The sequence below is a fragment of the Pseudoalteromonas sp. 3J6 genome, assembly GCF_903995135.1.
Classification (GTDB): Bacteria; Pseudomonadota; Gammaproteobacteria; order Enterobacterales; family Alteromonadaceae; genus Pseudoalteromonas.
The window spans coordinates 2,078,093-2,090,807 of sequence record NZ_LR877185.1; the positions used below are offsets into that span (position 1 = coordinate 2,078,093).

Below are 12,715 nucleotides of genomic sequence, written 5' to 3' on the forward strand. Positions count from 1 at the left end.
TAAATCAATTTGCTTGATTACTTTATAAATAAAGAGTTTTAATAGTCTAAAATGTGAAGTTGAAATAATAACTATGACAGGAAAACTTAATAAGGACATTATATCGGTTAGCACATTACTCAAAAAGAGTAATTTAGCTATACCTAACTATCAACGCCCTTACAAATGGACACAAGCTAACCTTGCTGATTTGCTCGGTGATTTAAAAATTTATAGAGGTAAATTAGCTTACCGCCTTGGATCTATTGTATTTCATCAACACTCAGAAAAAAAACAAGAAACGCTCGACATTGTTGATGGGCAGCAACGTACGCTCACACTTGTGCTGTTGGTAAAAGCCTTGCTAGATGAACGGCTCAATACAAATGACTTTAATGCACAAATTAAACGTCAAGATGTAAAAACATTGCTGCTCTCACTTGAACAACCAATTAATAATTTTTTACAACGTCAAACCTTTAATAGTGATATATCGCATCGTAATTTACATCAAAATTTTATGGCAGCTAAACGCGCGGTAGCACGCAGTGATTTTACCGAGGCCGGAGGCCGATATTGAGTTTTTATTGAAACGCTGTGAAGTGGTTACTTTTGTACTTAATGATGTATCTGAAGCCTTTCAGTTTTTTGATTCACAAAATGCCAGAGGCCGAGATTTAGATCCGCACGATTTGTTAAAAGCCTTTCATTTACGTGAGTTTTCAGACGCTGAAACCGAATTAAAAGCCGATTCTGTACGCCATTGGGAAAGCTTAGAGAGCGGACAGCTAGCACGATTGTTTGCTAACTACTTATTTCGTATTCGCAACTGGGCACAAGGGAAATCGGCACTGTATTTTAACAAATCACAAGTGGGATTATTTAAAGGGGTAAATCTTGACCAGGTTGGACTTTACCCATATGTAGAACCACTTCGCATTTCCCATCACTTTGTTGATGACTATAACGCGCAATATCAGCGCCATATTGATCATCAACGTATGCGTTTTCCTTTCCACCTTGATCAAATGATTATAAACGGTAGGCGCTTTTTTGAAATGACGAGTCATTATCAGCAAAAAATTGCTGAGATAGTGAGCGATGAACGTAATAGCAAAAATAACGACCCTAAGCAGCTTATTCGCATATTAGATAACGAACTAGAACCACGTGCTTGTAAGATTTTATACACACTTAACAGCTACAGTTCACGTACACGAACAGGTGATGGCTATATACGTAATCTATTTGATTGCGCGGTGATTTTTTATTTAGATAAGTTTGGCTCACATGAGCTATCTCAAGCCATAGAAAAGCTGTTTATTTGGGCTTATAGCTGCCGCTTGAAAATGCAGGTTGTTGGTATTGAGCGCATGAATAAACATGCACTCACCCATAATGTGTTTGAGCGTATAAAACAAGCAGTACAACCAAGTGATGTATTAAATTGGCCTTTACCAACATTGAAAAAGTCTGAATGTAATGGAACTAAGCTTACCGAGATCGCTAATCTGTTTGAGGAAATGAAGTACTATGAATAATGTCCAAGCACTCAAGGTGCAAAGCAGTAAAGTCAATGCGAACAATCAGATACATACTTACAAAGTTAAAGAGTTATTAAGTGATACTAACCGATATTTAGTCCCTATGTATCAACGTAACTATGCATGGGGTGAAGGTGAAATTAATCAATTAATACAAGATGTGTTGGATTATCAGGAAAATAAACCAAATCAAACCTATTATATTGGTACATTGGTGGTGTTTAAGCGCAAAGATGACAGCTATGAAGTCATAGATGGCCAGCAGCGCTTTACGACCCTTACCTTATTGGCTTTTGCTCTTAAACGTATGGTCACTAAGCATCAAACCTTTGATATGGGTTGGTATGACGTAGTAAATCTCAGTTTTGAAAGTCGTCAGAAGTCATCTGACACTTTTGCAAGTTTGATTCAGGGCGTTGCTTTAGAGAATCTAAGCACAGATGACTATAATTTAGATGTAATTAATGGTTATACATTACTTGAAAAGGGCTTATTAGCGCTTGGAGCTAAGCTAGAAGGTTTTTGCTCTGACTTATTCGATAAAGTAGAAATTACTCGTGTTTGTGTACCAGAAGATACCGATTTGAATCATTACTTTGAGGTAATGAATAACCGTGGTGAGCAGCTTGAAAAGCATGAAGTGATTAAAGCAAGATTGATGTCGGTGCTAACCGATGACAATGATAAAGAATTATTAAGTAAGGTCTGGGACGCTACCGCTAATATGGAACGTTACATTCAGTATGGTTTTAATCCAGATGAGCGCCACTGCATATTTGGTAAAGACGACTGGGGGCAATTTACGCCAATAAATTATGCTGATTTAGCTGCGTGTATTGAAAGCGTAGCCAAAACAAAACAGAGCGGAAAAATTGAAAGCGCCTCTCTTTCGCTAAATGACATGTTAGCCAAGCCACCACCGTCGTCTTTAGGGACAGATATTACGCTTACACCTGAGCGCTTTAATAGCGTGATTAACTTTTCAAACTTCTTACTTCATGTGTTACGAGTTTTAACAAAACAAGACATCGCATTAGACGATAAGCGCTTACTAGAACAGTTTGATAGATATTTAAAAGACAGCAACAATAAAGTTAAAGCAGTAAAAGACTTCGTTTATGCATTATTAAAGTGCAAATACCTTTTTGACCAATTCATCATCAAACGTGAATTTAGTGACGGTAAAGATAAATGGAGCTTAAAGCGTCTGCATTTTTATAATACAAAAAGCCAAAGCTATATAAACACTTTTGGTGGCAGTAATGAACTAGATGATGAAGATGGCTTTAAGGGAGAAAACCGAGTATGCCTAATGTTGCTGTCGGCTTTTCATGTTTCCACTCCGACTTTGGTTTATAAGCATTGGCTCAATGCTGCTCTTTACTATCTATACAACGCAGAAGAAGTGGATTTTGAAGGTTACATGAAGCACCTAAGACGGGTAGCTAAACGCTTTATATTTGACCGTTTTCTCTCTCACCAAGAGGGTAAAACGTACTTTGAAATGATTTATAAGTCGAAATCAAACGACTATCCAAAAAATTTAACCGCAAATGATATTAATATTGATAAGCTGTGTTTTGGGGAAATAGAGAATAACTTTGTTTTTAACTATCTTGATTATTTGCTTTGGCGAAAAAAGCGTAATTCAACAGCTGTTATTTCTGAGTTCGAGTTTACATTTAGAAGCTCAGTTGAGCACTTTTATCCGCAACATCCAATGAATGACTTCGAACCACTTAAAGGTGGTTCGCTTCATGAGTTCGGTAATTTGTGCTTAATAAGTCATAGTAAAAATTCACGTTTAAGTAATTTCCCCCCTAAAACAAAACTTAATCATTTTACCGCTGGATTAAAGAAAAATCAGATCGATAGCCTAAAGCTATATGAAATGCTACAACTAATGGAGCAAGACGATAGCTGGGAAGACACCCAAATAATAAAGCATGGACAAGAAATGCTGTCTATTTTATGTGGTTCAACAAAAACAAAAAAGAAAACGCAAACAAGGAAGTAATATGAGTAATGTCGGTCAATTAGAACGAAAAACCCAAAGCCGAGCAGTAACATTTTTCAAAGAGCAGCTTAATTACGACTATCTAGGTGATTGGGAATACCGCGAAGGCAACAACAACATTGAAACGCCATTACTTACTAAATGGCTTAAAGCCCGTGGAACACCTGAAGCGCTTATTAAGCGTGCACTACGAAAATTAGACACTGCCGCAGCTCTAGGCGAAGGTAAAAAGCTCTTTGATGCTAATAAAGATGTATACCGACTACTGCGTTATGGCGTAAAAGAGAAAGAAGGCACGGGTGAGCAAAATCAAACAGTTTGGCTGATCGATTGGGAGAACCCAGAAGCTAATCATTTTGCGATTGCTGAAGAGGTAACCGTAAAAGGCGACCAACTATCACCTAAAAGAAAGCGCCCTGATATTGTGATTTATGTAAACGGCATTGCTCTAGGCGTAATTGAATTAAAGCGATCCTCGGTCTCAGTAAGTGAAGGCATTCGTCAAAACTTAGATAACCAGAAAAAAGATTTTATTCGTAATTTTTTTAGCACCATGCAACTGGTTATGGCGGGTAACGATACGCAAGGTATACGCTACGGTACTATTGAAACCTCTGAAAAATATTACTTAGAATGGAAAGAGCAAAATAGTATACAAGGCTTACCAGCTGCGGGGGTAACAGCAGACACCTTACTAGATACTCATCTTGCTCAATTATGCGATAAACATCGGTTTTTGCAGCTTATACATGACTTTATTGTGTTTGATGCAGGCGTTAAAAAAACCTGTCGGCATAATCAGTTTTTTGGTATTCAAGCCGCTAAAAAACATGTAACAGCAAAGCAAGATGGTATTATTTGGCACACTCAAGGCTCCGGTAAAAGCCTCACTATGGTGTGGCTCGCTAAGTGGATACGCGAAAACATAACGGACTCACGAGTATTAATCGTGACGGATAGAACCGAATTAGATGAACAAATTGAGAAGGTGTTTTCTGGTGTTGATGAAGAGATATATCGTACCCAAAGTGGCCAAGATTTAGTTGCCACCTTAAACCAACCTAACCCTTGGCTATTTTGCTCACTAGTGCACAAATTTGGCCGCAATGGTGAAGCTCCCAGCGATAAAGACGATGAAGAAGCAACAAAAGATTATCTTGAAGCACTGACTAAAAACTTACCCAATGACTTTGCTGCTAAAGGCAACTTATTTGTGTTTGTAGATGAGTGTCATAGAACGCAGTCGGGTAAGTTACACGAAGCAATGAAAGCGCTTTTACCTGAGGCTATGTTTGTTGGATTTACTGGTACACCATTAATGAAAAAGGACAAGAAAAAGTCTTTAGAGGTATTTGGCCCATACATTCACACCTATAAGTTTGATGAAGCTGTAAATGATGGTGTAGTACTTGACTTAAGGTATGAAGCTAGAGATATAGATCAGCATTTAACCTCTGATAAAAAAGTAGACCAGTGGTTTGCTGCAAAAACAAAAGGGCTTTCAAACCTTGCAAAAATGCAGCTCAAACAAAAATGGGGCACGATGCAAAAAGTGCTCTCGAGTAAATCTCGCTTAGAGCAAATTGTTAGTGACATTTTAATGGATATGGAGATCAAACCTGCACTCATGTCTGGCAGGGGTAATGCTATGTTAGTTTGCGCAAGCGTTCATCAAGCCTGTGTTGTTTATGACTTATTTAGTAAATCAGACTTAGCTAACAAGTGTGCAATTGTGACTAGCTATAAACCAGCAGCAAGTACAATTAAAGGCGAAGAAACGGGTGAAGGTAAAACAGAAAAGTTATTTAAATATGCAACCTATCGCAAAATGTTGGCTGACTATTTTGAGCAAACGGAAGAAGAAGCAGCAAAACGCGTAGAAGAGTTTGAAAAAACTGTTAAAAAACGCTTTATTGAAGAACCTGGTCAAATGCGGTTACTTATTGTAGTAGATAAGCTATTAACCGGTTTTGATGCTCCTTCTGCGACCTACTTATACATTGATAAAAAAATGGCTGATCATAATCTGTTTCAAGCAATTTGTCGTGTAAATAGGCTTGACGGTGAAGATAAAGACTATGGTTATATTATAGATTATAAAGATTTATTTCGCTCATTAGATAAAGCGATTAAAGATTTTACCGCTGAAGCTTTTGATGGTTACGATGAAGACGATGTTGCTGGTTTATTAAAAGATCGCCTCAAAGAATCTAAATCTGATTTAGACAATGCATTAGAAGCTGTTAGAGCTTTATGTGAACCAGTAAAAGCACCAAGAAATACTAAAGACTTTATTCATTACTTTTGTGGTGAATCAGGAGTTGAACCAACAGATGAAAACGAACGCAATGAAAAAGAAGCACTGCGTTTAACCCTTTATCAAACCGTTGCCAAACTTATACGTGCGTACACCAATGTTGCAAATGAGATGGATCAAGCTGGTTATTCACTGGCTGAAGCTGAAAAAATAAAAAAAGAAGTCGCTTATTTTGAGAAAGTTCGTGACGAAGTAAAACTAGCCAGTGGCGACTTACTCGAAATGAAACGCTTTGAGCCTGCAATGCGACATTTGCTTGATATGTATATTCGTGCTGATGATAGCGAAGTACTCATGGATTTTGAGGAACTTGGCTTAATAGATTTAGTGGTAAATAATAATGGCGCAGGACTTGATTCATTACCTGAAGGCATTAGAAATAATGAAGAATCTATGGCGGAAGCGATTGAAAATAACGTTAGAAAAACCATCGTTGATGAAAACCCTGTAAACCCTAAGTACTTTGAAAGCATGGCTACATTACTTGACGCTATTATTGCGCAGCGCAGAGAGCAAGCTATAAGCTACCAAGACTACCTAGAACAAATTAAAGCTTTAGCTAAAAAAGTTGTAAACCCGACAGGCAATAATGCCCATAACTACCCTACTTCAGTAGATAGCCCCGCCAAACAGGCTATTTACGATAATTTTGGCAATGATGAAGTACTTACAAGTAAAATTGATACTGCAGTGCGCTACACAAAAAAAGCTGAGTGGCTTGGCGATAGGTTTAAAGAGCGTGAGATTGTTAATGCAATTAGGCAAGAGACATCGAGTTATGAAGTCGATATTAATGAAGTTATGGAGCTTGTAAAAGCCCAAAAGGAATATCATTAGTGGATAAGGCTAATACTGAAGTGATACAAATTGGCGGTATTGATGTTGAAATTAATCGACGAGACATTAAGAACATCCATCTAAGTGTTTTACCGCCCAATGGTAAGGTTAGATTATCGGTGCCTAATAAAACAAGCGAACAAACCATTCGGCTTGCTATTGTTAACAAACTTGCTTGGATAAAAAAGCAACAAGTTGACTTTGCCAAGCAAGAACGACAGTCAATCCGTGAAATGGTCAATGGTGAGTGTCATTACCTTTGGGGAAAAAAATACCGGCTAGCAATAAAAAAGTCTGAGGGTAAATTTACCGTTACCGCGAAAGGTAGCGGTCAGTTAGAGTTAAAAGTGAATGAGAATACATCACCCGATAATTGCCTCAAGTTATTAAACCGTTTTTATCGTGATGAAATGCAACGATCAATTGAAAAGTTACTGCCCTCATGGCAAAAAAAACTTGGCGTAAAAGCAGACTCACTTAATATCAAAAAAATGAAAACAAAATGGGGCAGCTGCAATATTCAGGCAAAGCGGGTTTGGCTCAACCTTGAACTTGCTAAAAAGCCACCTGAATGTTTAGAGTATATTTTAGTGCATGAGCTAATCCACCTACTTGAACGACACCATAATGAACGTTTTAAAGCATTGATGGATAAGCATATGCATAACTGGCGCGAGCGCCGAGACTTACTAAACAGCTTGCCTTTAGCTTATGAAGATTGGCAATACTGATAAACATTAGAGAGTTATTTTGAAGCTTGAAATAACCACATTTCAAAAAACTATAACGAAAGAAACTGTCTCTAGCCTAAAATCACACATGTTAAATGATAAATAAGTATTAAACTAACCCATCAATCTCACATACTTCTCTGCCAGCTCATCCACACTTTCTCGATGATTAGGGTCGGGCTTTATGCAGTCAATGGGGCATACACTGACGCACGTTGGCTTGTCGTAATGACCCACACATTCGGTGCATTTTTCAGGGTCTATTTGGTAAATTTTAGCGCCCATATAAATTGCTTCATTTGGGCACTCTGGATCGCACATGTCACAGTTAATGCACTTGCTGTTTATGAGTAAAGCCATGATTAAACTCTCTATTATGAAACAGCTTGTTTGAAAGGATTGCGGGTATCTTGGTTTTCATCCAAATTTCGCATCAGTATCGCGTGCTCTAAATCGATAGTGTCAGGCAGTGGAATTTTTACGATATGGCCAGAGCCTTTAGCATCAGTAATGCTTTCGCCTTTTTTGTTTTCCATACTTTTAAGGGTAAAACTAATATTGCCTTTCGGCGTCATTAGCTCTAATGAATGGCCAACACAAAACTTATTTTTTACATCTATTTCAACCAAACCATTAGCATTACGCCCTAGTACCTCACCTACAAATTGCTGCTGAGTTGATACAGAGTGGCCGTATTCGTAATTTTGATAATCTTGATGAGCGTGGCGTTTTAAAAATCCTTCGGTATAACCACGGTGTGCTAAGTTCTCAAGGGTTTTAAATAAGTCTGCATCAAATGGTTTACCTGCAATCGCATCGTCAATCGCTTTACGGTATACCTGTGCGGTACGGGCTACATAATAAAATGACTTAGTGCGCCCTTCTATTTTAAGGCTGTGCACCCCCATTTTTGTTAGCTGCTCTACGTATTGCACGGCGCGTAAGTCTTTTGAGTTCATGATATAAGTACCATGCTCGTCTTCAAATGCAGGCATATATTCGCCTGGGCGGCCTTGCTCTTCTAGCATAAAAACATCGTTGCTTGGCGCGCCTTCACCTAACGTAGGTATAACCGTTTTAGGATCGATTTTATGTACCATTTCACCGGTTTCGTTCTCAGTGCCAGGTTTAACATCGTATTCCCAACGACACGCATTAGTGCACGTGCCTTGGTTAGGATCGCGCTTATTAATATAGCCTGAGAGTAAACAGCGACCTGAATAGGCCATACACAGAGCACCATGAACAAATACTTCTAGCTCTGTTTCTGGGCATAAAGAGCGAATTTCACTTATTTCTTCAAGCGATAACTCGCGAGATAAAATTACCCGCTCAATACCCTGTTTTGCCCAAAACAATACACTGGCATAGTTTACTGCATTAGCTTGTACTGAAAGGTGAATGGGCATATCAGGCCATTTTTCACGCACTAACATAATTAAGCCAGGATCGGACATGATCAATGCATCCGGCTTCATAGCAATTACTGGCTCTATATCACGTAAATACGATTTTACTTTCGCATTGTGTGGGGCAATATTAGACACTACATAAAACTTTTTATTTAGCGCATGTGCTTCGTTAATCCCTATTTGTAATGTATCTAAATCAAATTCGTTATTGCGAACCCTTAAACTGTAACGAGGTTGGCCTGCATACACAGCGTCGGCACCATAAGCAAAGGCATAACGCATATTTTTTAAGCTACCTGCTGGGCAAAGTAGTTCTGGAATAAACGGGGTTGAGGAAGTAACATCTGACATGTGCGCTCCATACATCGAACCGGGTTCAAGCCGGTTGCATGAATAATTAAGGGAAATAAAGCGCGCAAGTATAATGAGTGGTCAAAAGAGAAACTTTGATCAAGATCATCAAAATTTCTCTTCTGTGCTAAAAATGAAGAGCAGCAAATTTAAGTTATTTTTTACTACTTAATTGATTAGAAAATTGGCTAACGGCATCAACAACTTGTTGTGCGCCTTTTTTAATGTCACTCATTACAACACCAGATTCTTTGGAGAGTTCGAGTCCTTGTTGCGCTTTATTTCTACCTTGCTCTATAACAGCAACAGTGGCTTGAGTTAAGTTTTGATTTTGCTGTACAACATCCACAATTTCTTCGGTAGCTTTACTGGTTCTTGAGGCAAGCAAACGGACTTCATCAGCGACTACAGCGAAACCGCGACCCTGCTCACCAGCTCTTGCAGCCTCAATAGCTGCATTAAGTGCTAGTAAGTTGGTTTGGTCAGCAATACTGCTAATGCTTTGCACTATGCTCGCTATCAGTTGCGATTGTTTATCTAACGCTGAAATTTCTTGAGCTGTTTGCTCCATTTGCACCGACAGCTCGTTCATAACCTGTGCGGTTTTTTGTACCACTTCTGCGCCCTTATCCGCGTTATTATCAGTTTCAATTGAAGTGCCATGCGCAATATTCGCCGCTTGTTCTGTGGCCAGTTCTTTTTCTACTTGGTCTGTGATCACAGTAGCAAATTTAACTACTTTATAAAGCTCATTTGCTTCATTAAAAATCGGATTATACGACGCTTCTAACCACACTTCATTACCATGCTTATCAATACGTTTAAATCTGCCGGCAATGAACTCGCCATTTCGCAGGCGCTGCCAGAAGACTTGATACTCTTTACTGCTGGCCTCTTGTTCGGTACAAAACATTCCATGGTGCTTACCTAAAACTTCTTGCTTTGAATAACCCATCCCTTTCAAAAAGCTGTCATTAACACGCAGAACCATACCCTGAGTATCGAACTCAATAACCGCTGTTGAACGATGCAATGCTTTGATTAAATCTTCATTTTCTCTCGAGCTTTCAATTATTTGTGTAAGCACAGTGCAATGTAGGGTTAAATACTCAAGCTGACCTTGTTCATTTTTTATCGGATGTAAAATACAGCGTAACCAATCTCGTTGTCCGTTTTGGTGGGATACTTGAATAGCGCCAGCAAAATGTTCGGCTTTACTTGTCGCTTTTTTAAAGGCATGGAAATCCGCATTATTTCTAGCGTTTTCTGGAATAAAATCTAAAATATTTTTATTGAGTATTTGGCTATTTGAGTAATTAAATTCCCGTTCAAAGTTTTTATTTTGTCTTAATATTGCACCTTGCTTATCAAGCTCCAATACCAACATCTCACTATCTAAACTTTGCTTAACCTGCTCTCCTACAGAAAGCTTACTTTGTAAATCAGCAATTTTATTTTTTAAAGACTGGTTAAAAAACATATACTTACCTTAATTTTTGCATGTACTCGACCTGCATTTGGATCCATATAAAAGTGTATATTTAACAAAAGTCACACCATTTAGATAAAAAAGTATAGTTCAAGTTTATGAACATATAATAAATGTAAAAACATTGTTTTTAGTTCATAAATACAAGCTAGCAAATTTAAAAAGTTGGAAAAGTAGAATAAATTAGGTTTTTTTAACTAAAGCGCGTATAATTCGCGCCCGTTAATATTCAACCTTTTATTTAAATTATTGGAGCACAAAGATGGCTTTAGAGCGTACTTTTTCAATCGTAAAACCTGATGCAGTTGCTAAAAACCACATCGGCGCAATCTACAACCGTTTCGAAACTGCGGGTCTTAAAATCGTTGCAGCTAAAATGGTTCACCTTTCACAAGAGAAAGCTGAAGGTTTCTACGCTGAACACAGCGAACGTCCTTTCTTTGGCGCTTTAGTATCTTTCATGACTTCTGGCCCAGTAATGGTTACCGTTCTTGAAGGCGAAAACGCTGTTCTTAAAAACCGTGAAATCATGGGTGCTACTAACCCTGCTGAAGCACTAGCTGGTACTTTACGTGCAGACTACGCTGATAGCATCGACGAAAATGCGGTTCACGGTTCTGACGCTGTTGAATCTGCTGCTCGCGAAATCGCGTACTTCTTCGCTGACGAAGAGCTTTGCCCACGTACTCGTTAATTAGAGTTCACAGCTAACCCTGTGATGCAAAGTATGAAAAGGGCTTTCGAGCCCTTTTTTAGTCATTACGTAAAGTATTAGCCGTTTATTTATGATGTTTTACTTAATGATTATAGTGGATGAATTGTGTACAATTCGTCCTTGTAAATTTTTACCATCACCGCCACCGATTGAGGTTGTTACATGACCGAGCAAAAAAAGATTAACTTATTAGATTTAAACCGAGATGCAATGCGAGAGCTATTTGTATCATTCGGTGAAAAGCCATTCCGTGGCGATCAGGTGATGAAATGGATTTATCATTTTGGCGTAGATAATTTCGACGAAATGAGTAACGTAAACAAAAAGCTAAAAGAAAAGCTTAAAAATGAATGCGAAATTGTTGCACCAGAAATATCAGTTCGCCAACAAGCCAGCGACGGTACCATTAAATACGCACTCGTGTTAGAGGGCGGTCAAGAAGTTGAAGCAGTTTGGATCCCAGAAAAAGATCGTGCCACCTTGTGTGTATCTTCTCAAGTGGGCTGTGCACTAGAATGTACTTTTTGCTCAACGGCTCAACAAGGCTTTAACCGTAACTTAAAAGTGTCTGAAATTATCGGCCAAGTATGGCGAGTAGCCAAAGACATTGGCCTAGATGGCAACAGCGAAAAGCGCCCAGTCACTAACGTAGTGATGATGGGTATGGGCGAGCCGTTACTTAACGTTAAAAACGTGGTACCGGCGATGGAATTAATGATGGACGACTGGGGCTTTGGTTTATCTAAACGCCGCGTTACATTAAGCACCTCAGGTGTGGTACCTGCCCTTGATTTATTGAAAGAAAAAATAGACGTAGCACTGGCAATTTCATTGCATGCGCCAGATAACGCTCTGCGTGATATTTTAGTACCGATCAATAAAAAATACCCAATTGAAGAGTTTTTAGCTGCGTGTCGTCGTTACATTGACGGTTCAAAAGCCAACAAAGATGTAACTATTGAGTATGTAATGCTTAACGGCGTGAACGATAGTACCGATCAGGCTCATGAACTGGTTAAAACGTTAAAAGGAACACCCTCTAAGGTAAACCTTATTCCATTTAATCCATTCCCAGGTAATGAATATACTCGTTCAAGCAACAGTCGAATTGATCGCTTCTCTAAAGTATTACAAGCTGCCGGGATTACCTGTATTGTTCGTCGTACTCGTGGAGATGACATTGACGCTGCCTGTGGTCAACTAGCTGGCGATGTTGTAGACCGTACGAAGCGTATGGCGAAAAAGAAAATGCGTGATGACAATGCAATTGCAGTAAATATTCATCAAGCCTAATTTTTTGAGTAATCAAAAGCCTTTGTGATA

The 12,715-nt window shown here is 38.7% G+C and carries 10 protein-coding genes; 7 read left to right on the forward strand and 3 right to left on the reverse strand.

The window, feature by feature from the left end:
- The first annotated feature begins 73 nt into the window (after nt 1–73).
- From P3J6_RS09455 to P3J6_RS09475, 5 genes are read left to right on the forward strand one after another with little or no spacing between them, the layout of a single operon-like run.
- A complete protein-coding gene (locus P3J6_RS09455) occupies nt 74–559 on the forward strand; it encodes a DUF262 domain-containing protein (RefSeq protein ID WP_198522842.1) in 486 nt (161 codons plus the stop codon).
- A complete protein-coding gene (locus tag P3J6_RS09460) occupies nt 528–1,520 on the forward strand; it encodes a DUF7834 domain-containing protein (RefSeq protein ID WP_198522843.1) in 993 nt (330 codons plus the stop codon). The genes P3J6_RS09455 and P3J6_RS09460 overlap by 32 nt, the downstream gene beginning before the upstream one ends.
- A complete protein-coding gene (locus tag P3J6_RS09465; protein WP_198522844.1) occupies nt 1,513–3,540 on the forward strand; it encodes a DUF262 domain-containing protein in 2,028 nt (675 codons plus the stop codon). Before P3J6_RS09460 ends, P3J6_RS09465 begins: the two co-directional genes overlap by 8 nt.
- Before the next feature lies 1 nt (nt 3,541).
- On the forward strand, nt 3,542–6,694 hold the full coding sequence (locus P3J6_RS09470; protein ID WP_198522845.1) for a type I restriction endonuclease subunit R: 3,153 nt from the start codon (nt 3,542–3,544) through the stop codon (nt 6,692–6,694).
- Nucleotides 6,694–7,425 (forward strand): M48 family metallopeptidase, encoded by a 732-nt coding sequence (locus P3J6_RS09475; RefSeq protein ID WP_198522846.1) that lies wholly within the window; start codon nt 6,694–6,696, stop codon nt 7,423–7,425. The genes P3J6_RS09470 and P3J6_RS09475 overlap by 1 nt, the downstream gene beginning before the upstream one ends.
- 114 nt (nt 7,426–7,539) lie before the next feature.
- Here P3J6_RS09475 and P3J6_RS09480 read toward each other — a convergent pair whose 3' ends face one another.
- The 3 genes from P3J6_RS09480 to P3J6_RS09490 form a co-directional block, all read right to left on the reverse strand.
- Nucleotides 7,540–7,785 carry a YfhL family 4Fe-4S dicluster ferredoxin gene (locus P3J6_RS09480; protein WP_198522847.1) on the reverse strand — a complete coding sequence of 82 codons (246 nt, stop codon included), beginning with the start codon at nt 7,783–7,785 and terminating at the stop codon, nt 7,540–7,542.
- A 14-nt stretch (nt 7,786–7,799) separates the two neighbouring features.
- Nucleotides 7,800–9,188 carry a prephenate-dependent tRNA uridine(34) hydroxylase TrhP gene (trhP, locus tag P3J6_RS09485; RefSeq protein WP_198522848.1) on the reverse strand — a complete coding sequence of 463 codons (1,389 nt, stop codon included), beginning with the start codon at nt 9,186–9,188 and terminating at the stop codon, nt 7,800–7,802.
- A gap of 154 nt (nt 9,189–9,342) precedes the next feature.
- A complete protein-coding gene (locus tag P3J6_RS09490; protein ID WP_198522849.1) occupies nt 9,343–10,668 on the reverse strand; it encodes a PAS domain-containing methyl-accepting chemotaxis protein in 1,326 nt (441 codons plus the stop codon).
- Nucleotides 10,669–10,939: 271 nt separating this feature from the next.
- On the opposite strand from P3J6_RS09490, the gene ndk reads away from it, so the two are divergent.
- A complete protein-coding gene (gene ndk, locus P3J6_RS09495) occupies nt 10,940–11,371 on the forward strand; it encodes a nucleoside-diphosphate kinase (protein ID WP_008111339.1) in 432 nt (143 codons plus the stop codon).
- A 183-nt stretch (nt 11,372–11,554) separates the two neighbouring features.
- Nucleotides 11,555–12,685 (forward strand): bifunctional tRNA (adenosine(37)-C2)-methyltransferase TrmG/ribosomal RNA large subunit methyltransferase RlmN, encoded by a 1,131-nt coding sequence (locus P3J6_RS09500; RefSeq protein WP_010389431.1) that lies wholly within the window; start codon nt 11,555–11,557, stop codon nt 12,683–12,685.
- Nucleotides 12,686–12,715: the final 30 nt, after the last annotated feature.